This window comes from Aquisediminimonas profunda (genome assembly GCF_019443285.1).
GTDB classification, from domain to species: Bacteria; Pseudomonadota; Alphaproteobacteria; order Sphingomonadales; family Sphingomonadaceae; genus Aquisediminimonas; species Aquisediminimonas profunda.
In genome coordinates, this window is record NZ_CP080327.1 from 3353800 (window position 1) to 3379321 (window position 25522).

At 57.0% G+C, this 25522-nt stretch carries 28 protein-coding genes; 24 read left to right on the forward strand and 4 right to left on the reverse strand.

The window, feature by feature from the left end; translation table 11 throughout:
- Nucleotides 1–52 precede the first annotated feature (52 nt).
- Both K0O24_RS16385 and K0O24_RS16390 read right to left on the reverse strand, forming a co-directional pair.
- Nucleotides 53–1510: an undecaprenyl-phosphate glucose phosphotransferase gene (locus tag K0O24_RS16385; RefSeq protein ID WP_219893755.1), complete on the reverse strand. Its 1458-nt coding sequence runs from the start codon at nt 1508–1510 to the stop codon at nt 53–55.
- Nucleotides 1511–1553: 43 nt separating this feature from the next.
- On the reverse strand, nt 1554–3110 hold the full coding sequence (locus K0O24_RS16390) for a tetratricopeptide repeat protein (protein WP_219893756.1): 1557 nt from the start codon (nt 3108–3110) through the stop codon (nt 1554–1556).
- Between the two features lie 273 nt (nt 3111–3383).
- Between K0O24_RS16390 and K0O24_RS16395 the strand changes: the two genes are divergently transcribed.
- From K0O24_RS16395 to K0O24_RS16420, 6 genes are all read left to right on the forward strand, one after another.
- On the forward strand, nt 3384–3986 hold the full coding sequence (locus K0O24_RS16395) for a polysaccharide biosynthesis/export family protein (protein WP_219893757.1): 603 nt from the start codon (nt 3384–3386) through the stop codon (nt 3984–3986).
- Nucleotides 3987–4051: 65 nt separating this feature from the next.
- Nucleotides 4052–5227, forward strand: coding sequence for a hypothetical protein (locus tag K0O24_RS16400; protein WP_219893758.1), 1176 nt, complete (start codon nt 4052–4054; stop codon nt 5225–5227).
- Nucleotides 5224–6681, forward strand: a complete 1458-nt coding sequence (locus tag K0O24_RS16405) for a GumC family protein (protein WP_219893759.1) — start codon at nt 5224–5226, stop codon at nt 6679–6681. The genes K0O24_RS16400 and K0O24_RS16405 overlap by 4 nt, the downstream gene beginning before the upstream one ends.
- 42 nt (nt 6682–6723) lie before the next feature.
- Nucleotides 6724–7509, forward strand: coding sequence for a CpsD/CapB family tyrosine-protein kinase (locus K0O24_RS16410; RefSeq protein WP_219893760.1), 786 nt, complete (start codon nt 6724–6726; stop codon nt 7507–7509).
- A gap of 261 nt (nt 7510–7770) precedes the next feature.
- Complete coding sequence (locus K0O24_RS16415; RefSeq protein WP_246611062.1) at nt 7771–8751, forward strand: cell wall hydrolase; 981 nt, start codon at nt 7771–7773, stop codon at nt 8749–8751.
- A gap of 45 nt (nt 8752–8796) precedes the next feature.
- Nucleotides 8797–9096 carry a hypothetical protein gene (locus K0O24_RS16420; protein ID WP_219893761.1) on the forward strand — a complete coding sequence of 100 codons (300 nt, stop codon included), beginning with the start codon at nt 8797–8799 and terminating at the stop codon, nt 9094–9096.
- Between the two features lie 143 nt (nt 9097–9239).
- Here K0O24_RS16420 and K0O24_RS16425 read toward each other — a convergent pair whose 3' ends face one another.
- Nucleotides 9240–10055, reverse strand: coding sequence for a flagellin N-terminal helical domain-containing protein (locus K0O24_RS16425; RefSeq protein WP_219893762.1), 816 nt, complete (start codon nt 10053–10055; stop codon nt 9240–9242).
- A 254-nt stretch (nt 10056–10309) separates the two neighbouring features.
- On the opposite strand from K0O24_RS16425, the gene fliE reads away from it, so the two are divergent.
- The 18 genes from fliE to K0O24_RS16515 are packed head-to-tail and all read left to right on the forward strand — an operon-like array spanning nt 10310 to nt 24288.
- A complete protein-coding gene (gene fliE, locus K0O24_RS16430; RefSeq protein ID WP_219893763.1) occupies nt 10310–10645 on the forward strand; it encodes a flagellar hook-basal body complex protein FliE in 336 nt (111 codons plus the stop codon).
- A 1-nt stretch (nt 10646) separates the two neighbouring features.
- Nucleotides 10647–12314, forward strand: a complete 1668-nt coding sequence (gene fliF, locus K0O24_RS16435) for a flagellar basal-body MS-ring/collar protein FliF (RefSeq protein WP_219893764.1) — start codon at nt 10647–10649, stop codon at nt 12312–12314.
- Nucleotides 12307–13347, forward strand: a complete 1041-nt coding sequence (gene fliG, locus K0O24_RS16440) for a flagellar motor switch protein FliG (RefSeq protein WP_219893765.1) — start codon at nt 12307–12309, stop codon at nt 13345–13347. Before fliF ends, fliG begins: the two co-directional genes overlap by 8 nt.
- Nucleotides 13340–13945 (forward strand): FliH/SctL family protein, encoded by a 606-nt coding sequence (locus K0O24_RS16445; protein WP_219893766.1) that lies wholly within the window; start codon nt 13340–13342, stop codon nt 13943–13945. The genes fliG and K0O24_RS16445 overlap by 8 nt, the downstream gene beginning before the upstream one ends.
- Nucleotides 13942–15273, forward strand: a complete 1332-nt coding sequence (locus tag K0O24_RS16450) for a FliI/YscN family ATPase (RefSeq protein WP_219893767.1) — start codon at nt 13942–13944, stop codon at nt 15271–15273. The genes K0O24_RS16445 and K0O24_RS16450 overlap by 4 nt, the downstream gene beginning before the upstream one ends.
- Complete coding sequence (locus K0O24_RS16455; RefSeq protein ID WP_219893768.1) at nt 15270–15701, forward strand: hypothetical protein; 432 nt, start codon at nt 15270–15272, stop codon at nt 15699–15701. Before K0O24_RS16450 ends, K0O24_RS16455 begins: the two co-directional genes overlap by 4 nt.
- Nucleotides 15698–17122, forward strand: coding sequence for a flagellar hook-length control protein FliK (locus K0O24_RS16460; RefSeq protein ID WP_219893769.1), 1425 nt, complete (start codon nt 15698–15700; stop codon nt 17120–17122). The genes K0O24_RS16455 and K0O24_RS16460 overlap by 4 nt, the downstream gene beginning before the upstream one ends.
- 15 nt (nt 17123–17137) lie before the next feature.
- Nucleotides 17138–17761 (forward strand): flagellar basal body-associated FliL family protein, encoded by a 624-nt coding sequence (locus K0O24_RS16465; RefSeq protein WP_219893770.1) that lies wholly within the window; start codon nt 17138–17140, stop codon nt 17759–17761.
- Nucleotides 17758–18660 carry a flagellar motor switch protein FliM gene (locus tag K0O24_RS16470; protein WP_219893771.1) on the forward strand — a complete coding sequence of 301 codons (903 nt, stop codon included), beginning with the start codon at nt 17758–17760 and terminating at the stop codon, nt 18658–18660. Before K0O24_RS16465 ends, K0O24_RS16470 begins: the two co-directional genes overlap by 4 nt.
- A complete protein-coding gene (gene fliN / locus K0O24_RS16475; protein ID WP_219893772.1) occupies nt 18653–18982 on the forward strand; it encodes a flagellar motor switch protein FliN in 330 nt (109 codons plus the stop codon). The genes K0O24_RS16470 and fliN overlap by 8 nt, the downstream gene beginning before the upstream one ends.
- On the forward strand, nt 18982–19251 hold the full coding sequence (locus tag K0O24_RS16480) for a flagellar biosynthetic protein FliO (RefSeq protein WP_219893773.1): 270 nt from the start codon (nt 18982–18984) through the stop codon (nt 19249–19251). The genes fliN and K0O24_RS16480 overlap by 1 nt, the downstream gene beginning before the upstream one ends.
- Complete coding sequence (gene fliP, locus K0O24_RS16485; protein ID WP_219893774.1) at nt 19238–19999, forward strand: flagellar type III secretion system pore protein FliP; 762 nt, start codon at nt 19238–19240, stop codon at nt 19997–19999. The genes K0O24_RS16480 and fliP overlap by 14 nt, the downstream gene beginning before the upstream one ends.
- Before the next feature lie 4 nt (nt 20000–20003).
- Entirely contained in the window at nt 20004–20273 is a 270-nt protein-coding gene (fliQ, locus tag K0O24_RS16490) for a flagellar biosynthesis protein FliQ (RefSeq protein WP_219893775.1), read from the forward strand.
- Nucleotides 20270–21061 carry a flagellar biosynthetic protein FliR gene (gene fliR, locus K0O24_RS16495; RefSeq protein ID WP_219895694.1) on the forward strand — a complete coding sequence of 264 codons (792 nt, stop codon included), beginning with the start codon at nt 20270–20272 and terminating at the stop codon, nt 21059–21061. The genes fliQ and fliR overlap by 4 nt, the downstream gene beginning before the upstream one ends.
- Nucleotides 21054–22196: a flagellar type III secretion system protein FlhB gene (flhB, locus tag K0O24_RS16500; protein WP_219893776.1), complete on the forward strand. Its 1143-nt coding sequence runs from the start codon at nt 21054–21056 to the stop codon at nt 22194–22196. Before fliR ends, flhB begins: the two co-directional genes overlap by 8 nt.
- 48 nt (nt 22197–22244) lie before the next feature.
- Nucleotides 22245–23621, forward strand: coding sequence for a flagellar filament capping protein FliD (gene fliD / locus K0O24_RS16505; RefSeq protein WP_219893777.1), 1377 nt, complete (start codon nt 22245–22247; stop codon nt 23619–23621).
- 12 nt (nt 23622–23633) lie between these two features.
- Nucleotides 23634–24020: a flagellar export chaperone FliS gene (gene fliS / locus K0O24_RS16510; protein WP_219893778.1), complete on the forward strand. Its 387-nt coding sequence runs from the start codon at nt 23634–23636 to the stop codon at nt 24018–24020.
- 49 nt (nt 24021–24069) lie between these two features.
- Complete coding sequence (locus K0O24_RS16515; RefSeq protein WP_219893779.1) at nt 24070–24288, forward strand: hypothetical protein; 219 nt, start codon at nt 24070–24072, stop codon at nt 24286–24288.
- 42 nt (nt 24289–24330) lie between these two features.
- Here K0O24_RS16515 and K0O24_RS16520 read toward each other — a convergent pair whose 3' ends face one another.
- Complete coding sequence (locus tag K0O24_RS16520; RefSeq protein WP_219893780.1) at nt 24331–25368, reverse strand: sigma-54 interaction domain-containing protein; 1038 nt, start codon at nt 25366–25368, stop codon at nt 24331–24333.
- Nucleotides 25369–25522 lie beyond the last annotated feature (154 nt).

A 25522-nucleotide genomic window follows, 5' to 3' on the forward strand; every position in this document is an offset into this window, starting at 1 on the left:
TGTCGAAAATTCCAAATCCAGGAATGAAAGGGAAGCAGCCGCCCCTTTCGATTCAATAGGCATTGCGATCCCAGACTATGATGAACAGCGTTTCGAGGATGATCCGCATATCGAGCAGCGGGGACCAGTGATCGATATAGTATTTGTCATATTCGACCCGCTTCTTTGCCCGCTCAATGCTATCGATTTCCCCGCGCAAGCCGCGAACCTGCGCCAGACCGGTTATGCCCGGCTTCACGCGATGCCGTGCCGCATAGCCTTCAACTGCGTCAAAATAGAATTTGTCCCCGACCCGCATTTGTGTCGCGTGCGGCCTCGGTCCCACCAAAGACATTTCTCCCCGCAAGACATTCAACAATTGCGGCAGTTCGTCGATGCTCAACCGCCGAATAATCTTGCCGACCTTTGTGACCCGCTCGTCATTCTTGGTTGTCCGCTCCGCACCAGAAACATCCTGCTGATCAACATACATCGACCGAAATTTGTAGATCCCGATTTCCAGATTGTTGAAGCCAAACCGCTGCTGGACAAAAAGAACCGGGCCCTTGCTTTCGAGTTTGATCGCTATTGCCGTCAAAACCATAACTGGAGAAAGAACGACAAGGGCAATGAATGCCAACAGCCGATCCTGGACTTCCTTTGCGATAATATCGAGATCCCGGATAGGACGCTGCCAAAGGCTAAGTACCGGCAGCGATCCGATTGAACTCATTCTGTAGCTTGATCGCAGCTCAAGAATCTCGCGCGGCATGCAGCAAACATCAATCGCTGCCGCGCTGAGCCGATCGATAATTGAATCGAGGCGCTCCTGTTGAACTTTCGGCAAGGCAATGATGACCTGATCAAGTTCGCCGTCCTGGGCCATCTTGAGGAGTTCAGGGAAACCCCCGACGAAATTGGCGGAGCCAATCGCAGATTGATCGACCCGTGTTTTGCGGTCATCTGCGAATCCTATGATCTTCAGATGTGGCAGCCGCTCGATCGCGAGCAGTTCCATCACCCGAGACGCCACTTCGCGATCGGCGCCATAGATGACCACACGTTGCCCGATGTAACCCAAATCCATCAAAAGCCAGGCAATCTTGCGAAAACCGATCCTGCTGAGGAAAAGGAGTGCAAGACACACGACAATGTAAATCAGGGTGAGTCCGCGCGAAATTTCCGTAAAAACGTCAAAAAGAATGATCGTAAAGCCTGTCAGCATCGCGCCAATCACGAAATCCAGCATGGCGCCCTCGCCCACATCGTCTCCTTGTCCGCGAAACTCTGTGTATGAATCCCGGGAGATTCTGATCAGGAAGAAATTGATACCGAGAACAATGGCTGCTGTTTCGTGGATTGTGTGGTCGAACAATTGCTCTGTGGACCACTGATAGATCCAGATGGAGATGAAGTAGCCCACGAGCAGGCATAAGGCATCGTTCACAACGCCTACCGTGCGGAGGACGTTTGAAGTGAAGCGAACGCGCTTGTTGATGGGTTGCGTTGGCCGTTGAAGAGGCTCAGGCATCACACCCGCCGGTAAAAGACAAAGTCGTCATCCCTGGTTCCCACTACAATCTGCCAAATAGGCCGCGGCTTCGAAGCGATCCAGGCCGATCATCCACCGTGTATACAGAGGCAGCCTTGTCACGCCCAGCCTGCGCCTGTGCAACACAAGCGTTGTTTGCCGCTTGCTGGCATATTTTTGCAAGCAAGTCCCATCCAGCAACTGAAGAGGGGCTCTTGCGTGTAAAGGTCCGCGCGACATCGGTTGCGCGCACGGCATCCCCGGTTTTCAACAAATATTGGGCATAGGTTCGGCTGATCAGAATACTCTGCGGATTATCGCTGACCGCATCTTCATATGTTTGCCTCGCGCGCTGGGGATCCTTTCGGGCGAGATAAATGTCGGCAAGCAGAATTCGGCCTTGCTCGCTCATCGGAAAATCTCGCACGACAATCTGCGCATCGTTCAAGGCTGCAGTCAGATCCTGCTTTTGCATGGCAATTCGTGCTCTGACCATCAGCGCATCGATATTATTCTTGTCTTTGGACAAGATTTCTTCCGCAATCGATCTCGCGGCATCGGCATTGCCCTGTTTGTAAAGAGCAGTGGCATAAAGCGCCCTTGCATCAGCTGATATTCCATTGTCGCCGGCATTCGAGTCCGGGCGGAGAATTTGTGCGGCTACATCGGGTCTTCCGCGATCTATCAAATAGCGGGCGACAGCCAGCTTCACCGTTTCGGATCCATGCTCCGTGACATACTTCAATTGTGCAGGCGTAAGTGCCGAGGCGTCATTCTGGGTCCATAGTTCGGAAATTTTCTGAATGACCTCTATATTGTCCGGCTGGGAAATCAGAAGTGCATAAAGCGTGGACCTTGCGCGGGGGGTGTTCCCTGATTTGTAAAGGATTTCCGCAAGATCGAGTTTCAGATCCGCGTCTTTCGGACGTCTAGCCAGCAATTTGTCTATGTTGCCAACCAGGCGCTCTTGGTTGCCCAATACGCGATAGAGCTCCGACAGGGTAGCAAAGGACGCCTCTGTTCGTTGTCCCTCGGGCACACCGTCTTCAATAATCTTCACGGCACCTTGATAATCCTTGCCCAGGGCCAGAGCTCGTGCCTTCAGCACGATGCCGAATTCATCTTGTGGTTTCAGCTTCAGAATGGTCTCGGCCGCGCTTGTAGCTCCAGCAACATCCTTTCGGCTCAACGCTATCAAGCCTTTTACAAGGATTGCTCGTGTTGCATTGGGGTCAAGTGCAAGCACTCTGTCCGCAGCATTTGCCGCTTCGCGCATCTCACCGAACTGGAACGACAGCTCAGCGACAAGCTGGAGTGCCTCGATATTTGTTGCATCTAGCTCCAGCACACGAGAGTAAGCGAGCAGCGCATCGGCTGGTCGACCTGTTTCAAGATCAACCCGACCCAAAAGCAACCATTGATCAGGCTGGTCATCACGTGCCGCGACGGCTCTCAAGATTGCCTTGCGCGCAGCTTCGAAATCGCCGGCCGCAGCGAGGGCATTTGCCGAAGCCGCAGCCTGTTCTGCCTTCTCTTGCGGGGATGAACAGGCAGTTGCCAACAGCAACGCTGCGCCGACAGACCAACCGTTCATTCTCATGTTTCGTCACCCAAGCCGGCAGCATTTGTGATAGCAAGCACTCCCGGACAAGCAGAAAGTGCCAACGACGCCCTTAACCTTCATTCGTAAATATTGCGCAACCGCGTAGCCAATTTTCCATGGAAAGGAACTTGCACCTCTGCAAGCGGTTTGTATCGACTCAACCAACCGCTTTGACGTCGTTCACCATCATTTGTGTCCGATGAGGCTTCCAAAACCGATAGGCGCATGGCATGACCCAAATCTGGGAACTCTAATAACTGGAATTTTGCTTTGGCTCTCTTGCTGACAATCATTTTGGCGGCTTCTGCGGCGGGTGCTGCGGACGAAGCAGCAGCATCTCCGCCAGCACCTCAACAGCAGGTGTTGCGTCCCTATACAATCAATCCGGGCGACGAAATTGAGGTCTATGTCTGGGGTGAGGATCGGCTTCAACGCACCATTCGCATCCTGCCAGATGGAACATTCTCGTTTCCGCTCGTTGGCAAGGTCTTTGCGCTTGGCCAGTCACCTAGCCAGATCGAAGACGTCATTACAAAGGGCTTGGCAAGCCAATATCGTGGCCAGGTGCCACAGGTGACCGTTTCTGTGCGCAGTCCTTCAGGGTTTCAGTTTACCGTTGCTGGCAAGGTGAAAGGACCTGGCACCTTTTCGCCGGGTCGCTATGTCAATCTGATTGAAGCGCTCAGCTATGCGGGCGGCCCCGATGAATTTGCCAGCCTTGACGGCATCACCATCCTTCGCAAGTCCGGTAACAATCTTGTAGCCATTCGGGCCAGAATTTCTTCGGCGTACAAGGGCGGCGCAGCTGCCCGAGAGATCACTGCAAGCTCAATTCCGCAGATTGAAAGCGGGGATACGGTAATCGTGCCATGAAAAATTTCTTGAGAAGTGAAAACGACTCCCGACTCGCCTGCCTTAAAAAGGCGGCATCCGGCATCGTGGTTGCATGGGCAATTTTTGGTGGCGTTTCTGCAAAAGCTGAGACTCGGGCATCGATCAACACCTCGCTTGCTGGCCAGGTCGAAAGCAACCCTTTTCTGCTGAGCGGGCCCAACACGTCGGCGGCCTCTGCAGTCGTAACGGTTTCTCCGGGCGTGAAATTTCTGGATGGTTCCAAGACGATTGGTCTCAATGCGACTTACAGGCACTCAGAATATTCGAGGCGCTATCGCTCAACCAATGACATTTCGGCCAGTGCCAGCATCAGCCAGAAATTGTCGCCGCGTCTGGACTATAGTGCGGACCTCGGCTTCAACAGTGCGATTGTCGGCGCGAATGACTTGCTGACTTTTGGATCCAATCCTTCAAATGGCGGCGCATTTCCTCCGTTGCCGGGAGACATTGCCCTCACCGGGCTGCGCCAAAGGCGGCAGTCCATCAATGCAGGACTGAGCATGGGATATCTTGCTTCAGCGCGCGATAATTTCAGGGCACAGGGTGGCGCATCGTTTGTTCGTTATCCCTCCGGGAGCGTAGCCTCAGAATATGACAATTATAGCGGGAGCATAGGGTATAACCGGATCATCAACAGCCGCGTAACTGTTGGCTTGAATGTTGGTGTGTCGCGTTCGGATTATCTGCGGACAACGCTTGGCGACGCGACTACGGTCTCTCCGCAATTCACGTTCAGCACTAAACTTGGTGCTGCCTGGAGCTTTTCGGGAGCCTTGGGTATTAGCCATTCAAATATTACCGGTGTCGGCGGAAAGTACAGCCAAAACAGTGCCTCAGGCAGCTTCAACCTGTGCAATTCATCGGCAACCGGCAAGTTCTGCCTATTCGCCTCGCGCGCGGTACAGCCGACGTCATTTGGCGGCACTGTCCGCCCCCAAACAGCAATCGGCGCAAGCTACAATTTGCGGCTGGACGCAAAAAGCAGCATTGATGCAACTGCAAATTTCTCCCGTTCGGGCCAGATTAATCAGGCTACTCTCCCAAGCAACGGCTCTGTGGATTATGCGCAGGCCAACCTGCGATATAACCGGAGACTGAGCCAGCGCCTGCAAGGGTTTCTGACCGCGAGTTATGCTGACAGTTATCGCGACCCGACGCCACGCAAGGCAAACATGGTATTTGGCTTTGGCGTGAGCTATGCATTCGGAGACATGCGATGACCGCTGCATGGGTTGAAGAAGAGACTGGCCCTTCTTCGTTTCTGGCTCATCTCCCGGCGATTGCAAAGCAGCGGAAGCTGCTGCTGATCGTTCCGACGATCATCCTTTTTATAGCTGGCGTTGTTGCGGCATTCGTCCTGCCAACTTCATACCGGTCATCGTCAATTCTGCTCGTTGAGTCACCACAGATGCAGATTGGCACTCCGGGTGACCAATCCAACGAAGCGATTGACCAGCGTGTAGCTAAGGTTCGCCAGCAGGTATTGAGCCGGCCCGACTTGATTGAAATGATCCAGCGGCTTGATCTTTACACCAAGGAGCGCAGTTCACAGCCGCTGTCCAAGATAATTGAAAAGCTTCGCGATTCTGTCACGTTTGCGCCCGTCGGTGCCGAATTTACAGGTGGCGGAGGCGGAAAATCGACTACAATCGCCTTTTCCATGAGCGTCGATTATCCTGACCCTGTAAAAGCACAGGCTGCAGCTCAGGATATTGTCGATCGCATTTTGCGAATTGATTCGACGAAGAATGCGGAGCAGGCGCAAGACACCGTCCAGTTCTTGCAAGATCAATCGTCAAGTCTTGAAACGCAGATTGCAGCACTTGAATCGCAGATATCAGGCATAAAGGCCCGCAACGGCTCTGCACTTTCCAGTCCTGGAATGGCTATGTTCGGTAGCGGCGGAAACTATGATGCGCAGATTGCGATGCTCCGCCGCGAAAATACATCGCTGAATTCGCAAAGAGACCTGACAAAGACCGCTGCCAATCGTGATCCGGTCGTCGCTGCGGCGGAACAGCAACTTGCTTCTGCTAGAGCAGTCTATGCGGAGTCTCACCCCGATGTCGTGATCGCAAAACAGCGTTTGGCCGAGGCAAAGGAACTTGCCGCTAAAAATGTTGGCAATATGCCGCTTGACCCGATTACCTCGCAGATCGAATTCAACAATTCTCAAATCGCTGCATTGCAGGCAGCAAAATCGCGCGAAGGCGCACAGATGTCGGCGATGCTCAGTGCACAGGCTCGGGGTCCCTTGATCCAGCAGCAGGTTGCCCAATTGCAACAAAAACTGGATGGATTGAATACGCAGTATCAGCAGGTTGCGGCAAAACTCATGGCCGCGCAGTCCAACGCCAAGATGGAAAATGAACAGAAAGGTGAACGCCTGACTGTCGTCGATCCACCAGTTGTTCCAGACAGCCCAGACTGGCCAAACCGGCCACTCTTTGTTGCTGGCGGTGCTGCGGCGGGGTTAGCCTTGGGCCTCTTGTTGATGATTGGCGTGGAACTTGTGCTGAGGCCAATCCGCGGTCTGGACACAGTCAAGGCAATCACAGGGGCAGCGCCACTTGCGGCTATTCCGACAATTGAATCAAAACAGTCCAAGCCAGCGCCATGGTATGCAAAGCTCTGGCCATTTAAACGAGACGACGATCTCGCTTTGGAAAGCTGAACATCATCCATGCTAGAATGTTGGATTTAGGGGGTTTCTCACGTGTCAGTTGAGTCATACCGGATGCCCGGTTCAGTGTCCTCTTTCTCGATTCCGAGCAGTGAACAACTGCCGGCCGTTGAAATCGAACCTGCAGCATTGGAAGCATTCGACATTGTCGGCTTCAATTCGCGCGACATAAGGTCACGGCCTTTCAATTTGCTTCGCACGCAGGTTCTCAAGGCGATGCGAGAGAAGAAGTGGCGGCTCCTGGGCGTGACCTCTGCGACGCCCGAAGCGGGAAAATCTTTCCTTTGCGCCAATCTCGCAGTCGCGATGGCCCAGCTTCCAGATGTCAGGGTTTGCCTCTTTGACCTTGATCTCCGTCGTGGGTCGCTTGCCGAGAAATTCGCAATTACTGGCGACCATGGACTGACCCAGTTCCTTGATGGCACGATCGATGACCTGCACAATGTTGGGCGGTATTTCTCGAATCTCCACCTGTCCTTGTTCCCGTGCTACTCTTCTCGGATAAACTCCGCGGAACTGCTCGCCGGCGATCGGTTTACAAAGCTTGTGGAAGCTATGCGGGCACTGCCGGACGACGTTATCGTGATTTGCGATTTGCCGCCCACCTTTGCCAATGATGATGCGATGACGATCATCCAACAACTGGATGCCTATATGTTTGTCATTGAAGAAGGTATGACGACCAAGACCGAACTGCGTGATGCCATGAGCTTGCTTTCGCCAGCACCTTGCCTTGGAACGGTTTTGAATCGCTACAGCGCCAGTCCGCTCGATGCTTATGGGGCCTACGGGAAGTACGGCCATTATTATGGCCAGTGATTGGTTGACGCATTAACCACTTATGTTAGAGTGCTTGTTTCAATCAGGGACGATCCGTGCCCCAGATTGCCTAATTACGCGTTTACAGCCGCAGAATTAGGACCTTACAGAACATAAATTGAGTCGCGCATGTGTTGCCATTGGCATTGGACCAAGACCCTGAAAGTCTTGGTCCCGAGCCCGACGTAGGCGACGCTGGATGCGCATTGGATATTGCGAAAAGATGAAAGTCACGACTTGAGACGCAGCGCATCATTCGCATTGGCAAATCCGGAAGGATCGCGTCTGGCGCGATGGCCGGTTTTTGCATCGCTTCTGAGCCTTGCTTCGTGCTTTGCGCTTTCGGGTACCGCCGGACCAATAAAATCTCCGCAATCTCCATTTGCCGCCCAAGGTGTGGAAATTCCTCTCGATTCAAACGCTGCAGGGATTGAGCCCGCTGTTTTGACCTTTCAGCCCGTCGATCCTGAAAAGGCGTTCGAAATGAATGCGTCCGTCCCGAACGCTTCGGGTCCGATTCTCCCTGCATCGCCGTTCAGGAGCGCAATCGGAGAAGCAGGTGTAGGAACGCGGCTCACGGCGCTCGAATGTCTGGCGTCGGCCGTTTATTATGAAGCAGGTTCGGAATCGGGGGTGGGACAACGCGCGGTCGCTCAAGTCGTTCTGAATCGCGTCCGCCACCCTGCCTACCCGCATTCTGTATGCGGCGTCGTCTTCCAGGGATCTGATCGGACAACAGGATGTCAGTTCACGTTTACATGTGATGGATCGCTTGCACACCCGCGCAATCCGGCGGCTTGGAGCCGAGCGGTGGCCGTGGCTACTGCAGCCTTGGCTGGCTATGTTGAGCGGTCAGTTGGCACGGCGACCCATTATCATACGGTCTGGGTAGTCCCCTACTGGCAATCGAGCCTGACCAAGATCACAACGGTGGGCGCGCACATCTTTTATCGCTGGGCGGGCAGCTGGGGTACCCCTGCCGCCTTCTCGGCTTCATATTCCGGTGTCGAACTGCTTCCGGCCAAATTGGCATTGTTGGACGATCCATCCGGCGACCTCGGCCTTTTGTCGGCGAGCAGCAACGCGGATAATGTCGACATGGATGCATATCAACCGCCACAGCCAGCTTACGGGCCAAAGACAGCCCAAATAGAGGCGCCCTTGCGCACATCTTTGGCTGCAGACGAAGTACAAGGCCGCTTGCTTGCGGATGAACGCCACGGCGAATTGCTGCGGAACTAGCGAAATTTAGTTGGAACACATCCAAGTCGCACTGAAAATTGTAATTTGATCAAAGGTGCAATCGAATTGCCTAACAAAGAGATTCAACCTAAGAACGCTCTAGGGGTGGGTGTAAAGAGTTTTGGGGATATCATGAGCCAAATAGAAGAGGCAAAATTTCCACAGTATCTGGTATTGACGCTCGAGAAATTTCTGGATCAGCTTGATCAATTCAATCTTATCCAGACGGCTGCAAGGGTTTCGAGCGCAATTGATACTCTGAAAGCAGAGATCGCTGTCAATTTTCCAGATAACGATATGGGTTCTGAACGATCCGAATTCATCCGCGCTGCCGAACGGGATTGACCGCCGCGTATTGACGATTTCGGCGTACGCGCCGCACGACAAAGGCGCAATTGAACATCTGGATCAACTGCGAGAAACAGGCCACATAAAGAAAATGGCCCCGGCACGTTTGTGCCGAGGCCAAAGTCTTAGGCGCTTATAGCTTAACCGCGCAGCAGGTTCAGAACGCCCTGCTGGCTCTGGTTCGCCTGGGCGAGCATCGCAGTCGACGCCTGAGCGAGGATCTGAGACGAAGCAAGCTTGGTCGATTCAGCCGAATAGTCAGCATCGGCGATGCGTGACTTGGCTTCTGCCAGGTTCGTGACGGTGGACGTCAAATTGTTGACGTTTGATTCGAGACGGTTCTGAACAGCACCGAGGTCTGCACGAACAGACGCGACCGTGTTGACGGCAGTGTCCAGCAGGCCAAGTGCGGTCGATGCGCCAGCGGCAGTGCTGATGTCGATTGCAGCAACGCCAAGCGCAGCGGCCTGCATGTCACCGATTGTAATGTTGACTGTCTGGCCGCTGTCGACGCCAGTCTGGATGTTCAGGTTGGCCGAGCCATCAAGCAGCACCGTTCCGTTGAAGTCGGTCCGTGTGGCAATGTCGCCGATCTGTGCGAGCAGCTGCGTGGCTTCCGCCTGCAGAGCTGTACGATCCGAGGCGCTTGAGGTGCCGTTGGCAGCCTGAACGGCCAGTTCGCGCATACGAACGAGGATGTTCGAGGTTTCCTGCAGCGCGCCTTCAGCAGTCTGCGCAAGCGAGATGCCGTCGTTCGAGTTGCGGATAGCCTGCGAAAGGCCTTTGACCTTTGCATCCATACGCGTGGAAATGGCGAGGCCGGCGGCATCGTCCTTCGCGCTGTTGATACGCTTACCACTGGACAGGCGATCCATCGCCTGACCTTGCATCATGCTTGCGACACGCGAGCTGTTCTGGGCACGCAACGCACTTACGTTGGTTGAAATTACAGTCATTTGTAGTCCTTTCAGGCATTTGCCAAATGGGGCAGCCCTCGGGAGTGAGCAGCCTCGAGAGGGTGAAACGGCTCCGCGCAAAAATGATTTAGGGCCAATCGACCATCGGAATTTTGACGGTCTAAGGCTTTATGGCCGGCCGACGCGCCTGGACTGGCCGTTTTCTTAGGAATTCAGGCCACTTCCAACACTTGGCACGCTCCTTGCTTTTGGTTCTCGCGAGTCATTTTAGACGCGAAAGACAGAGGGACATCATGGCTGCGATCGATCCGGGGAGGCTGCTGCAAATGCGGTCAACGATCATTGGTCAGAATGCGGCGCTGCAACGCGCAGCTGGGCATGAAGCAACCGGCGGGGCAGCAGCTCCGACCACAAGTTTCGGCCAAACACTCACCGAAGCCGTGCGCAGTGTGAACGAACAACAGTCGAAAGCCAGCGATCTCTCGGCCGCATATGAACGCGGCGACACAAACGACATTGTCCAGGTCATGCTCGAGCGCCAAAAGGCTTCAATTGGTTTCGAGGCAACGCTTCAAGTGCGCAACAAGCTGTTGTCCGCTTATCGCGACATCATGAACATGCCGGTGTAAGATGTCGGATCAGGAAGTCATCCCAGCAGGCGCAACACCACTTTCCACACCTCAGCTGCGTGTTGCTGCCCGTTCTCCCAACCCGCTGACGATGCTGCGCAGTTTCGCGGATCAGCCGGCGGTCCGCCGCTCCTTGCCTGCGCTCGGCGGCGGCGCTGCCTTGTTGATGGCCGGCGCCGCATGGTGGGCAATGCAAAGTCCGAACCAGACGCCGGTCTATGCCGGGCTTGCTGATGGCGACAAGGCAGCAGTTGCTGACGCCCTGCAGACGGCAGGCATCCCGTATACGATCGACCGGGATACCGGAAACATCGCTGTTGGGGAGGACGATGTCCACAAGGCCCGCATGATGCTTGCCGGGCAGGGCCTTCCGAAGGCGGCCCCCGGCGGCGACGCGGTCTTGAGCAGCCTGCCCATGGGCGCCAGCCGGGCGCTTGAGGGCGAAACGCTGCGCGGTGCCCGCGAAGCTGATCTTGCACGCACAATCGAAGCGATCGACAGCGTCAAAAGCGCTCGCATTCATCTTGCAACGCCCGAGCCGAGCCCGTTCGTTCGGGATGATTCCGCGCCAGCAGCTTCGGTCATGTTGACGATGGAAAGCGGGCGCTCGCTCTCCAATGCACAAGTCAGCGCCATAAAGCATTTGGTCGCGTCATCCGTCCCGGGCCTTTCGCCAGCCGATGTTTCCGTCGTCGACCAGACGGGAGCCTTGCTTTCCCAGGATGATGGCGGCGTTGACGACAAGAACTTCCAGCTGCAGCTCAAAGTCGAGGAACGGTATCGTGCCGCTGTGACAGCGCTGCTGGCTCCCATGCTGGGCGCCGAGAATTTCAGTACTGAAGTCCATGCCGATGTGGATTTCTCCGAAAGCCAATCGACGCGGGAATCCTATCCCAAGGATGACCGCGCCTTGCGTCGTGAAGAGGGCAACAAATCGACAAACTCGGCCACGCAGTCAGCTGCAGGTGGAATCCCGGGCGCCCTTTCGAACAAGGTTCCGCAGGCGACGCAGGTTGCTGTTGCACCTGGTGGCGTTCAGACGACGGCAACGCCGAGCACACCAACGTCGACGGGCGAAATTGCCGAAACCTATTCCCGCAATTTCGACGTGGGTCGGGAAATCTCTGTCACGCATCAGCCGGTCGGCCGTGTTCGTCGCTTGACCATTGCCGTCGCGCTGCGCGATGCAGTCGGAGGCAAAAAGCGTTCCAAAGTAGAGCTCGCCCAGATTGACAGTCTTGTAAAGGGCGCCGTCGGCTTTGATCAGGCGCGCGGCGACATCGTCGCCATTTCGGCACGACCCTTTGCAAAAGCCGAGGAAAGCACCACAAACTGGTGGGACAATCCTCTTATAATGGTTGGCCTAAGACAGGCTGGTGGCGCAATTGTTGCGCTACTCGTCCTGCTTTTCATCGGTCGCCCATTACTTCGGATGTTGAAGGAAAAGGCAGAAACCGCAAAGGAAGAGGCGGATCTGGAGCGCAAGTTGCTTGGCGCAACCGCTCCCGGCTCTTCGAACCGCGCCATGCGCAATGTGACGCTCGAAATGATCGAGGCGGCTCCCAGCTATGAAGAGCGCGCATCGCTCGTCCGGAATTTCGTGAAGCAGGATGCAGCGCGCGCTGCGCTGGTTGTTCGCCAGCTCGTGCAGGAACGCGCAGATGGCTGATCTGGCAGAGCTTCAGGAAGAAGAAGGCGCACTTCGTTCGCCGTCGGTCGAGGGTCCCTATGCGGCCGCGATACTCTTGATGCTGCTCGGCGATGAAGAAGCAGCGGCGATCATGCGTGAACTTGGGCCGGAAGAAGTTCGGGAACTTGGCAAGGCGATGTATGCGGTCGCGGACGCGAGCGAGACAGAAGTCGAAGCAGCCCTGGATCGCTTTATCGGCGGAACGCGTCAGGTTTCATCCTTGGCGGTAGGTGCGGCACCGCACATTCGCAAGGTTTTCACCCAGGCGCTGGGAACTGCGCGCGCAGACAATGTACTGGGCTCAGTCGCACCAAGAGAGAGCGTGAAATCCCTCGAAACCCTGCGCTGGATGGAAGTGCCAGCGATCGCAAAACTGCTCACACATGAGCATCCCCAGGTTGGCGCGCTCATCGTGGCGTCGCTCAATCCGGATGTTGCGGCAGAAGCACTCGCGTGCCTGAGCGACGAACTGCAGTCGGAACTGGTTATGCGGGCTGCACGCCTTGGTTCCGTAAGCAGCGATGCAATCGCAGAACTTGAAGATGTTTTGAGCCGGGTGGGCGATATTCGGCAGTCCAAACCAAAGGTCAGCCTCGGTGGGCGATCAGACGCCGCCCGCATCATGAACAAGATGGCCAAGGCCGATGGCGAACGCGTCCTCAAGGGCCTGAAGAAGCGCGACAAGATGCTGGGCCAGCAGATCGAGGATGAGATGTTCGTCTTCGACAATCTCATGGATCTCAACGACAAGAATTTGGGCGCCCTGATGCGCACCGTGGATTCAGCCATCCTCACGCTTGCACTCAAGAGCGCCCAGCCTGCGCTTGTCGATCGCATGTTCGCTTGCATGTCAGCGCGCGCAGCCCAGACAATTCGCGACGAGATGGAAGAGCGCGGGATGGTCAAGCGCGTCGAGGTTGAGGAAGCGCAAAAGGCCATTATCGCCATGGCTCGCCAAATGGCGGCCGAAGGTACGATCATGCTGGGCGGTCCGGGTGAAGACTATGTCTGACACGGATTTCCGTTCAATTCCGGTGGCCGCGGCCGCCTTGCCCCGGAACGGCTTCGTCCCCAGCAGTTTCGCACGGGCGAGCGTGCATGTCGCCGGTGACGGCGCACAAGGCCACGCCTCCATGGATGATCACTCGAGTGCCGTAGATGACTATGGCCTCGGCTTTGAGAATGGCCGCAGGGCGAGCGAAGAAGCATTTTCTGTCGAACGAACCGCACTTCTGTCGCTTCTAGAAAAAGCCAATGCTTTGCGACCTGAGCCCAGCGAAGAACTTGCCCTGCTGATTGGAGAAACTGTCTATCGGCTGGTCTCGGACATAGTGGGTCAAGTCAATGTTGATCGCGACTGCCTGGCTCGCCGCGCGAACGCGGCAGCTGCCATAGTAGCCGAATGCGACAATGCTCGGACCTTGTGCGTCAATCCGGAAGACATCAAATTGCTGGATGGCCTCGAAACAAACCTGACCATTGTCGGCGACCCGTCTCTCCCGCGTGGCGATCTGCGGATCGATTGCTCGGCCGGGTGGATCGAGCATGGAACATCGCTTTATCTCGAAGCACTCCGCAGCGAGCTCTGCCTGTCGGAGCCAGGCGCATGAGCAGCCGTCTGATGAGATCGGCTGAGGCACTTATCAGCCAGACAAATATTGCATCGGCAGCCCCGCGGCGCGTCGGAACACTCGTTGCACACGAGGGGCTGATGCTCGAGGTCGAAGGCTTTGGGCAGCCCCTGGGATCAACAGCGAAAGTCATTTCAACCGCGCACGCGCCGGTGCGCGGCGAGGTGGTGGGCTTTCGCGGCAATCGCAGCATCATCCTGCCATTTGATGGCGACGTCCCCTATGTCGCCGGGAGCCGCGTTCTGCCGGATGGCGATGGCGGGCTCGCCACTTGTGGTTCAGGCTTGCTTGGGCGTGTGGTTGATGCACACGGCGACCCGCTCGACGGGCGCGGTCCGATCACAAGCCGGTTCTCATGGCCCCTCGCTGGTCGACGCGCCAACCCGCTGCAACGCGGACGCGTGACACGGGCACTCGACATGGGTGTGCGCAGCATCAATGGCCTGCTGACAATTGGCCAAGGACAGCGCGTAGCCATCATTGCAGGGTCCGGCGTCGGCAAGTCGGTCCTCATGGGCCAAATGCTTGCTGGCGCTGAATGCGACGTCATGGTCGTTGGGCTGGTCGGTGAACGCAGCCGTGAAGTGAGCGACTTTCTCGAAACAAAACTGACACCGTCCATGCGCGCGCGTACGGCTGTTGTTGCAGTTCCGGCTGATCACCCGCCTCTGCTTCGGCTTCGGGCCGCGATGCGCGCGACGGCCATTGCCGAATATTTTCGCAATGACGGCAAGAATGTCTTCTTGCTGATCGACAGCTTGACACGAGTGGCCCATGCGCAGCGCGAAATCGGCCTTTCCCTCGGCGAACCGCCCACGATGAAGGGGTATCCACCCTCGGCTCTGGGCATCATTCCCCGGCTCGTCGAGCGCGCGGGGGCTGATCGCGTAACAGGAGGCTCAATCACTGCCATCTATACCGTCCTGGCTGACGGCGGCGACAATGACGATCCCGTTGTCGATGCAGCACGCGCAATTGTCGATGGTCACATCGTGTTGTCGCGCAGCCTTTCCGAACAGGGAATCTACCCAGCAATTGACGTCTCGCGCTCGCTCTCGAGAACAATGGTCGATGTGATCGATCAGGACCATGCGGTTGCTGCGGCCCGCTTCCGGCAACTCTGGTCACTCTATGAAGAAAATCGTGATCTGCTCCTGATGGGTGCCTATGCCCCAGGAAATGATGCAGCCCTTGATGAAGCCATCAACCGACGCGCGGACATGCTTGGCTTTCTGCGGCAGGGAGCCTCGGAGACCGTCAGCTTTGATCGCTCGCGCTCGGAACTGATTTCAGGATTTGGTGCATGACAAGCCTTGCCGAACGTCGCTCGCGCATCGTCCGCGTTCGCCAGATGGAGCACCGCGTTGCCCGCGCCAAGCTCGCAAATGCCGAAGCCGCACTTGCAAATCTTGATCGCATTTCCGGTCGAATTTCAGGACTCAGAGCATCGTTGAAGCCTGATGCCGAGCGCACGACAGGCCTTGCATTGAAGTCGATGGCTGAAATGGCCCTGCGGCTCGATGCTGCCAAAGGCGACCTTGCAGCGCCAATCAGAGGCGCCGAGCATGATAGGGTCCGCTCGATAGCGGAAAGGCTTGCTGCAAAGACTCGCGAAGAAGGTGCGGAAAAGCTGCGCGAGCAGGCTTTGCGCAGCGAAAGTTATGAGCAGACCCGACGCGCGGATGCAAACCGGCCATTTCGGAAACGGCAGTCGGCTCTGGGAGGCGCAAAATGAACTTTGATCTCAGCCCAATGCAGCCTGCGGCGCCCGCACTAACTCCTTTTGCAGCTCTGGCTGGCATTTCATCTTCAGACGATTTTGCTGCGCTGCTGGACAGCAAGGCAGTTGATGGTGATGCACCTGAGCTGAAAACGGCAACGGGCGACGCCATCCCGACTGCCGCGCTCCAAAGTCCTGCAGCACCTGAAAAGGTTGAGCCGGTCAGCGCGCTGGCGGCGATCGCAAAGGCAGACGCTCTGGTCTCGCGGCTGACGCCTGCACCGCAAGCGGCCGAAGAACCGGAAAAGTCGGCTGAACCCCATCCCATGCCGACTGCCATTATCGAACCAACAAGGATCCGTGCGCAGGCAGACCTAGCGCGCAGCGAACGTAAAGAATCGCGCCACGATGGCAGACCCGTGCTGGATGAACGCTCTGGCGAAACCGAAGCAGACGAAGCTCCGCAGCCTGCACCGTGGGCATCCACAATCGCACAGACCACAGTTGAACTCATTGCTTTGCCGCTGGCAGCAGACTTGAATGCTGTTGCTCCGCCGGCATCACCGCCACTGGCCAAGGGCGAACTCTCCATAAACAGTCAGCCCCGCCAAGGAATGGCATCGCAAACTGGTGCCGCGCAGGCTCCCATTGGCAACAATACTACCGCACACGACCCTTTGCCGTTGGTCGAAACGCCAGAATCCCTTGACGATGCAATCACGCCAGTCGTGTTGCAGAAACCCGTCCTTGTGGATGAGCGCGAGATCGAGGGAGATGAGTCAGACCAGCAGGAATTGAGAAATGCGGCTCCGTCCCTCCTGAGTTCGCATGGACAACTGGCATCCGGTTCCAAGGTCGCTCCTCTTCGCGCGACCAGGATCGCTGAAATCGCAGTTGGCCTGGCAGATGCAAAGATCGACCCGGCACAACTGCAAGTCCAAGCCAGCACGCCAGATCCAGTAAACAAAGTGACGCACATGGGCGCCGCAATTGCGCCTGCCGATGCCCCGGCGCGCGGAACAGTTGTCGAACGGCAGCTGGATCTTATCCGCAATGAACAGTGGCTGGGTGAGCTTGCTCATGACATTGCCAGTACGGCGGGCAATGCTGACCGACTGTCTTTCCGATTGATGCCGCACCAGCTCGGCCGCCTCGATGTGGACGTATCGCGGTCGCACAATGGTTTGTCGTTGAGTATCCGGACCGAAAGCGATGGCGCGACAGCGATCCTCTCCTCGGCCCAGACGCGCCTGGCGGATGAAATTCGCGCGCAGGGCGTCAAGCTGGCCGACATGCAGATGTTTTCTGGCGATACGCGGCAGTCGCCCGGCCAGGAAGGCTATACGCGCCAAGCGCCGCTGATCGAGACATTTCTTTCATCCAATGAGACCGTTGACGTGCCCGAACCGGAGCAGCGCGACGGTCGATACGCGTAAGAACGGAGACGGGGCATGAGTACAAAGAAGGAAGCAGCAGCCAAAGGCGGCGAAGGCAAAAAACCTGGCAAGGCCAAGAAGCTGATCGTGTTGGGTCTCGCTGCAACCGTTCTGGTAGGTGTCGGCGCTGGCGCCGGCATCTATGCTGGTATTGGTCAGGGAGAGGCTAAAGAAAAGGAAGATCCCAATCGACCGAAGCTGGTCTTGCGGAGCGAGGAGCCAGAAGAGCAGAGCTCGGAAGGTGGAGAAGAGAAAGAGCCGGCGCCCAAAATCGGAACAGTTTCCGTCGCCAATGATCGCGCTCCCGTCGACCCTCGTAAATATGAGGTCACCTATTTCCCGATCGAACAGCAATTCACTGCCAATCTTTCCGACGGCAGCGGGTTCGCGCAGCTCGGTATCAGCCTCTCAACATATTATGACAGCCGTGTCATAGCGAACATCAAGCGCCAGATCGTTCCGATCCGCTCAGCCGTGCTGATGACGCTCTCGGTTCAGGACTCAACTGTCCTTTCAACACCGGAGGGTCGCCAACTTTTTCAGCGCCAGTTGACCAGAGCAATCAATCAGGTCCTGCGCGAAAAGGAAGGCTTCGGCGGCATCGACAACGTCTATTTCACGAATCTGGTGATCCAGTGAAGACTGAAACTGCATCACCGCCGACGACACCGGCAACACTCTTTCGAGCTAGTGACGAGACCTTGGCATTTCCGGGCCTCGAGCGGGTCGGATCGCAATTTGCCTTTGGCCTTGCCGACGTAATCGGTTCGAATGGCGGCATCGGCACGAAGGTTGTTTGTGGCGAAACGACAATTACCACCTTTGCGGAATGGCGCGACCGGGCCAGCATTCCACATGCGGTATGCCGCTTCCGCATGGCGCCGCTCAAGGGCGGTATGCTCCTTGCTGTTCCGCAGCCCTATATCAGTGAGCTTGTCGACCGCTTCTATGGTGGAGACGGCACTCTCCCAAGTCCACGCAAGGAACTGAGCGCAGCCGAAGAGCGCTATTTTACCAAACTTGGGGCGCTGGTCACCCCAATGCTGGCTGCAGCATGGGCGGAAATGGTCAAGATTGATCCGGTGGTCGCCAAGGTCGATCACAGCGGTTCGCAACCCACGCTGGTTCCCGATACACATCAGGTGGCTGTCCAGCATTTCACTGCGGAAAGCATGGACGGCAAGAAAATTGCCATCGACGTGGTCTTCCCGCTTTCGATGCTGCGTGCCGTGCCGCAGCTCGTTGCAGCGCCCGATGCGGAAGAAGCCGCGCAAGTCGATCCAGTTTGGCAATCCAATCTTTCGGATGCCGTTCTGCAGGTGCGCCTGCCTGTCAGGACCATCTTCGCCCGGCCTGAGCTGCCACTTTCGCAATTACTGACACTGCAACCAGGGGACATCATTCCTGTCTGCTTGCCTAACCAGGTTCCCGTCACCGTTGCCGGCCGTGTCTTTGCCCGCGGCAGCGTTGGAGACTCCAACGGCCGGACGGCCATCAAAATCGAACGCATTGAAGAAGGAAGTGCATCCTATGAGTGACATGTCCGAAGCGCCACGCACCTCAGATGGGGGATTTGCCTCCGTCAGGCCCGATCATAACTTCGACCTTCTTTCCGACGTCTCCCTGCGTATTTCGGTGGAAGTCGGTTCAACGTCAATGCGGCTGGCAGATCTGCTGAGCCTTGGCGAAGGCAGTGTCATCGAACTGGATCGTCAGGCGAATGACGCACTCGATATCTTCGCCAACGGGACGCTTATAGCGAAGGGCGAAATTGTGAACATGGATGGCCGATATGGTGTCCGGATCTCAGAAGTCGTCAGCGCCGGACGGCGTTTCGCAGGCCTGGAGCGGAGGTCCTGATGTTCGAATATATCCTGCGCCTCTTCATCCTCGTTCCGATGATCGGGGGGCTCGCCTGGGGGTCCCTCTGGCTGTGGCGCAAAGCCCAGATGGGCCTTCCAATGCAAGGTGGGTCGGTCCGCGCCGCGCAGATGATCGACGTCCTTCCGCTTGGCCCGGGCAGCAAGCTGGCCGTCGTCGCCTTTGGAGGCCGCGAGGTCCTGATTGCCGTGACGCGCACACAGATCACCTTGCTCGCCGAGGACACACGGGAGAATGCAGGTGCGTAAGGCACTCGTATTCGCTGGAACCGTGGGCCTGGCTCTTGCACTGACTGCAAGTCCAGCCCTGGCACAAACCACGCCCGGACTCGACAAGGCACTGACGACAATTGCCGGAGACGGCAAGCCGCTCTCCTTGTCGCTGCAAGTCCTGTTGCTGATGAGTTTGTTGACGGTCCTGCCGTCACTCATCCTGATGATGACCAGCTTCACACGGATCATCATCGTGCTTTCGATCCTGCGCCAGGCCCTTGGCCTGCAGCAGACGCCTCCGAACCAGGTTCTGGTTGGACTGAGCCTCTTTCTTTCGATGTTTGTCATGCAGCCCGTCCTTACCCAGATCAACAAGACGGCGGTCGAGCCTTATGGCCGAAATGAAGTGACACTGGAGGAAGGCATTGCACGGTCAGGCACTGCTCTTCACGGTTTCATGATGAAGCAAACGCGAAAATCTGATCTCAGCATGTTTGCAAACATCGCCAAGGCGCCAAAGTTCGAGAAGTCTGCGGACGTGCCTTTTTCGATCCTTCTGCCGGCCTTTGTGACGAGCGAGCTCAAGACAGCCTTTCAGATCGGCTTTCTGATCTTCCTGCCTTTTCTGGTGATCGACCTCATTGTGGCCTCGGCCCTCATGTCGCTTGGCATGATGATGCTATCCCCGTCGATCATATCGATGCCCTTCAAGCTGCTGCTGTTTGTGCTGGTCGATGGCTGGGCCCTGACGATGGGATCCCTCGCTTCTTCGTTCAACGGATAGCGCCATGGAAGCAGACTATTTCATTGGCGTTGCGCAGCAAGCCTTGTGGGTCCTAGCCCTTGGCGCTGCCCCGATCCTGATTCCGGCGCTCGTCGCCGGCGTCATTCTGGGCATGGTGCAAGCCGCAACCTCGATCAACGAGCAGACCCTGAGCTTCGTCCCCAAGCTCATCGTGGTCGCCATCTGTCTTGCTGTCTTCGGCGGCAGCATCATGATCCTTGTTGCGGACTTCACCCGCGAAATCTTCGCCCGCATTCCGGACATCGTAAGATAATGCCTGCCGGGTTTGCAGGGCTGGAACAGCAACTGCTGATCTGGATGCTGGCGATGATCCGGCCTGGCGCTGCGTTCCTCGCCGCTCCAATTTTCGGCGCGCCTCAGGTGCCAGTACAAGTCAGGCTGGTTCTGGCACTGGCCATTGGCGTTCCGGCTGCTGCGGTGTCCGGGATGGCATTGCCTGCCAATGGTATCGTCTCTTTCGACGGACTGATGCTGGTGCTACCTGAAGTCATCGCCGGACTCGCACTCGGCTTCGCAGTCCAGATCGGATTTTCGGCGGCAATGCTCGGTGGCGAGGCCATCAGTAACACAATGGGCCTGGGCTTTGCGGCCATGGCCAATCCGCTGGGCGGTCCGGCAAGCCCGGCCATCGGTCAATTGCTTTCAATGATGGGCCTCTTCCTGTTTCTCGGCTTCGGCGGCCATTTGACGCTGATCGGCATCATCGTGGACAGCTATCGCGCGCTCCCGCCGGGCCATGCCTGGCTGTCGGCCAAGGCAATAGGCGGACTGGTGCAGTTCGGCGGGCTTGTTTTCGCGGCAGGTCTTTCGATTGCCTTGCCGGTCGGCTTCGCGATGATCCTTGTTCAGCTGGTCATGGCAATGGTGGCACGCTCAACCCCCACCCTCAACCTCTTCGCCGTCGGCCTTCCGGCAACCCTGCTCGTCGGCCTTGTCCTGCTTGCGATGGCTGCGCCGGTCATGGCCGATTCGATAGCCAACGCGTTGAGGGCCGGGCTCGACATGTCGCAAACCCTTTCGCAGGGCAGCACACATGGCTGAGGGAGCCGATCGCGACCAGAGGACTGAGGCTCCTACACAAAAGCGCCGGGCCGATGCGGCGCGCAAGGGCGACGTTCTCCAGTCACGCGAACTGGGCACTGCGCTAGTCATGCTTGGGGGAGCAGCCTGGCTTGTATTCGCCGGCCCCTGGTTCATTCACGAATGCAGCAGGCTCCTCACGATGGGCCTGTCATTCGACAATCGCGATGTTACCGTCTTTGATCCCGCGACACTGACCACGCGTCTGGTTGGCACCACACTCATCCCACTCGCCCTCCTTTTTGGCATCACCATGCTCGCGGCCGTAGGTGCGCCGGCCATGCTGGGCTCGCTGGGATTTCGGTCTGGCGCCATTGCGTTCAAGGGGGATCGGCTGAATCCGATCAGCGGCTTCGGTCGCATCTTTGGCCTCAATGGCCTGGTCGAACTCGCAAAGGCGCTGGCAAAGGCAGCCGTGCTCGGGCTGCTTGGCTATTGGTTGGTGTCGCATGACATGCGCCATATCATGGGTCTCGGTGCCCAGGACATGCGCGAGGCCGCCAACACACTTGGCCACATGACGGTCAAGGCAGTCCTCTGGCTCGCATTGGGGCTGGCCCTGATTGCGGGGATCGATGTGCCCGTACAGATCGTTCGCCGTAACGGACGGCTCCGGATGACACGCCAGGAAGTCAAAGAGGAAATGCGACAGACAGAAGGTGCGCCAGAGCTCAAGCAGGCCATCCGCCAAAAGCAGCAATCCTTGCTGACTGGTTCGGCCCGCAAGGCCGTTACCGAAGCCAACGTCATCCTCACCAACCCGACGCATTTTGCGGTTGCCTTGCGCTATGACCCCAAAAAGGACTTTGCACCGATGGTCGTGGCGCGAGGCCGCGGCGAAACAGCACTCGCGATCCGGTCCCTCGCTGCCGAAAACAACGTGCCCACGCTTGAATATCCGCAACTGGCGCGTGCAATCTATTTCACCACGCGCGCGGGGCAGACCATTGCCGAGGATTTGTACGTCGCAGTCGCAACGATCCTTGCGTTTGTCTTCAACATTGATCGCGCCTTGGCCGAAGGCATTGCTCCACCAAAGATCGAAGTCCCGTCAGATAAGCAGTTCGATGAAAATGGAGTGCGCGATGCCAGCTAAACTCCATGCCCTTGCTGCCGTTCTTCTCTACAAAGGGAGCGACTGCTCATGATCGGATCAATTGCATCTGCGCTCGGCGCAGGCTCGGGTATCGACACCGTAAAACTCGTCGAGGATCTGGCTGCAGCATCGCGGGATCCAAAGGTCGAACAGTTCGACACGCGAGCAAGTGCCAACAAGGCGAAGATCAGCACCGTCGCTCAGGCGCGGTCCGATCTGGAGAGTTTTTCGACCACATTTGCAGGGCTCGTTGCCGGCGGCACACTTCAGTCTCAGCCCAATGTGGCAGACCAGACGGCCCTTTCGGCGGTCGCTGCCCCGGGCGTCCGCGCCGGAAACTTGTCGGCCGAAATCAGCGTCCAGCAGCTCGCCAAATCGCAAACGGTCTATTCCGCATACCTTCCCGCTGCGACCGACACAGTCGGTCAAGGTACAATGACGCTGACCGTGGGCGCACAGAGCTTCACAATTACCATTGGCGCCACAAATGACAGCCTGACTGGCCTTGCTGCCGCCATCAACACGGCAGCAAGCGGAGTCACGGCAAACATCATCACGGACGGGAATGGTTCGCGCATCGTCTTGAAGGGCCAATCTGGCGCTGCGGGCGCATTCACTCTCACACCCGATGTCGGAGCAGACCCGGCTCTCGGCCGTTTTGCTTATCCGGGAACCGGCACGGGCCTCACACTTGCTCAGGCTGCCCAGGATGCGCAATTCACGGTCGATGGCATTGCCTATACGCGCGCAAAAAACAGCTTCAGTGATGTCTTCCCAGGCATAACGCTGACTCTCAAAAAGGCCGCGCCCGGCGCCCCCATTGCCATCACGGGTGCACGCCCGACCGAGGCCTTGAGACAAACGCTGAGCGATTTTGTCTCGGTTTACAACACGCTCAAGAAGGACCTCGCAACCGCCCGCACGACCACCGGCGGGGACCAGTCTCTTCGCGCGCTTGAGGTGCAATTGACGGCTCTGATATCAAAAGCCGTGACAAGTGATCCTCAGATCAACAGCCTCACTGGTGTGGGGGTCTTCACCAATCGGGACGGCTCGATCAGTTTCAACTCCGCCAAATTCGAGGCTGCATTGGCGGCAAATCCCGATGCGGTCGAAGCGCTCTTCAGCCCAACCAGGGACGCAACCCATACGGTGATAACGGACCCGGGGCTTTCCGAAACACTCAAGTCATTGAAGGATGCAGCGACTGCAACGGGCGGCGTTCTGGCATCGGTCACAAGCCGCCTGCAAAAGGAAAGCCAGCTGATCGCGGACGCCCGCACCAAGATGGAAGCGCATGAGACCGCCTACAAGAACCGGCTCAAACGCCAATTCAGCGGCATGGACTCTCGCATCGCCGCGCTGAAAGCCACGCAAAGCTATCTCTCACAGCAGATTACGCTGTGGAGCAACCAGAAAAATTGACGGATCTGACTGGTGTATTCTCCCCCAAATCCGCTGCGCGCTCGCAACCGCTATCAGGTCCTTGACCTCAGCAGTCGCATGGAAGGGGCAAGCCCGCACAGGCTTGTTTCCATTCTGTATGAAGAGCTGCAGAACGCGCTGGATGGAGCAATCCGTGCGCGCGAAAACGGCCAGGAAATTGCCGCCAACTCACAAATGGCGCGCGCGAAATCCATACTGGCAGCTCTGGAGGCTGGGCTCGATTTCGATCGTGGCGGAACCCTTGCGACAACATTGTGCGGCATTTACCGAGCCATGCAGCGGCAGCTCGCCAATACTCCCAACGACCTTGAGAAGCTGAATGAAGTTCGCGCCGGTGTCGCGAATATCGCGGAGTCCTGGCGAGCATTGGTAGCCTGAAGCCAGGGGCTGGCGGATGAGGGCCACACTTATCCTATCGCTATGCGCCTTGATCGCCTGGCTGGGCTTCCCGGAAATGGCCAAGGGAACACCGACGCAAGCTGTTGCTCAAGCCTCGGCCCGCATCCTGCGGCCCGTCATTATTCGCACCGGCAAGGGTGCTGAAAGTCAGGTATTGCGTCCCTTGAAGCCTAAAGAACGAAAGTGCATCGAACCTGATGCATCGAACCTGCCGGGTTGCCGACTTATTGTGACAGATATCGAATGATCCGCAGCCTGGCTTCAGCGAGCTACAAAATGTGCATTGAGTTTAGCAGCTGCGATCAACACCATATTTGCGCATTTTCTCGATCAAGGTCGTGCGCTTCAGGGTCAGGAGCCGCGCGGCTTCGGAAATCACACCGTCGGCATTATCCAGAGCCATCTGGATACGTTCGAGTTCCATTGTCTCAAGCAGCATCTTTAGGTCGACAGGCATCGGTGCGGCGCTTTGCGCGGCCGGCTCGGGTTCTGTCCCGACAAGCTGGAGAGCTGGTGCCGGCTTAGAAATTCGATGTGGTGCCCGACCAAGCAATTGTTCGGCCTCTCGCGCACCGATCATCTCACCTGGATAAAGTATGTTTGCCCGCTCTACGACGTTGCGCAGCTCACGCACATTGCCCGGCCATTCATGGTCCATAAGGCGCGAAAGGGCTGACGGATCGAAACGCGCCCTTGCAGTGAGCGGGGCCTTTTCCTGAAAATGGTTGATGAGAAGAGGGATATCTTCCGCGCGGCTGGCGAGGCTTGGAACGTCAACGGGAATGACACCAAGGCGGAAATAGAGATCCTCTCGGAAGCGGCCTTCATCAATCGCAACAGACAGGTCCTGGTGCGTTGCCGAAATGATGCGCACATCAACGGGGAGTGTGCCGTTGCCTCCTACACGGGTGATAATGCCTTCCTCCAGGACACGGAGCAATTTGACTTGCATGTCGAACCGCATGTCGCCGATTTCGTCCAGGAAGAGCGTTCCCCCGTCCGCCTCTTCGAAACGTCCGATCCTGCGCATTGCTGCACCGGTAAAAGACCCTTTTTCATGGCCAAAGAGCTCGGACTCAATCAAGTCAACGGGTATCGCCCCGCAATTGATGGCGACGAACGGCTTGTCTGCCCGATCGCTCATGGCGTGGATCGATCTTGCAACCATTTCCTTGCCGGATCCTGACGGACCATTCAGCAGAATTGGAACGGATGCCCTCGCAACGCGCGAAATCATGTCCCGCAGTGAGGCAATCGTGTCAGATTGCCCAACAATCATCGGACCGACTTCGTTTGAAACCTGCTTTATTTTTTCGGCAACCGCCATTTGAGCCCCCAAGTGATCAACCATCTCTTTTTGAGAATTGATACCTCGAGTTGAGACATTCCTGGTTAATATTGGGTAAACTACTCTAATTACTCAAATGATCTTGGTTCAACATTAAATTCAATTATCGAACTATCTAAATCCACTATCGAAC

Bases quoted from the DNA above. Each gene is read 5' to 3' on its own strand.
- K0O24_RS16385 (WP_219893755.1), bottom strand. From the start codon at position 1,510: ATGCCTGAGCCTCTTCAACGGCCAACGCAACCCATCAACAAGCGCGTT.
- K0O24_RS16390 (WP_219893756.1), bottom strand. From the start codon at position 3,110: ATGAGAATGAACGGTTGGTCTGTCGGCGCAGCGTTGCTGTTGGCAACT.
- K0O24_RS16405 (WP_219893759.1), top strand. From the start codon at position 5,224: ATGACCGCTGCATGGGTTGAAGAAGAGACTGGCCCTTCTTCGTTTCTG.
- K0O24_RS16425 (WP_219893762.1), bottom strand. From the start codon at position 10,055: ATGACTGTAATTTCAACCAACGTAAGTGCGTTGCGTGCCCAGAACAGC.
- fliE (WP_219893763.1), top strand. From the start codon at position 10,310: ATGGCTGCGATCGATCCGGGGAGGCTGCTGCAAATGCGGTCAACGATC.
- fliF (WP_219893764.1), top strand. From the start codon at position 10,647: ATGTCGGATCAGGAAGTCATCCCAGCAGGCGCAACACCACTTTCCACA.
- fliG (WP_219893765.1), top strand. From the start codon at position 12,307: ATGGCTGATCTGGCAGAGCTTCAGGAAGAAGAAGGCGCACTTCGTTCG.
- K0O24_RS16445 (WP_219893766.1), top strand. From the start codon at position 13,340: ATGTCTGACACGGATTTCCGTTCAATTCCGGTGGCCGCGGCCGCCTTG.
- K0O24_RS16450 (WP_219893767.1), top strand. From the start codon at position 13,942: ATGAGCAGCCGTCTGATGAGATCGGCTGAGGCACTTATCAGCCAGACA.
- K0O24_RS16455 (WP_219893768.1), top strand. From the start codon at position 15,270: ATGACAAGCCTTGCCGAACGTCGCTCGCGCATCGTCCGCGTTCGCCAG.
- K0O24_RS16460 (WP_219893769.1), top strand. From the start codon at position 15,698: ATGAACTTTGATCTCAGCCCAATGCAGCCTGCGGCGCCCGCACTAACT.
- K0O24_RS16465 (WP_219893770.1), top strand. From the start codon at position 17,138: ATGAGTACAAAGAAGGAAGCAGCAGCCAAAGGCGGCGAAGGCAAAAAA.
- fliN (WP_219893772.1), top strand. From the start codon at position 18,653: ATGAGTGACATGTCCGAAGCGCCACGCACCTCAGATGGGGGATTTGCC.
- K0O24_RS16480 (WP_219893773.1), top strand. From the start codon at position 18,982: ATGTTCGAATATATCCTGCGCCTCTTCATCCTCGTTCCGATGATCGGG.
- fliP (WP_219893774.1), top strand. From the start codon at position 19,238: ATGCAGGTGCGTAAGGCACTCGTATTCGCTGGAACCGTGGGCCTGGCT.
- fliQ (WP_219893775.1), top strand. From the start codon at position 20,004: ATGGAAGCAGACTATTTCATTGGCGTTGCGCAGCAAGCCTTGTGGGTC.
- flhB (WP_219893776.1), top strand. From the start codon at position 21,054: ATGGCTGAGGGAGCCGATCGCGACCAGAGGACTGAGGCTCCTACACAA.
- fliD (WP_219893777.1), top strand. From the start codon at position 22,245: ATGATCGGATCAATTGCATCTGCGCTCGGCGCAGGCTCGGGTATCGAC.
- K0O24_RS16520 (WP_219893780.1), bottom strand. From the start codon at position 25,368: ATGGCGGTTGCCGAAAAAATAAAGCAGGTTTCAAACGAAGTCGGTCCG.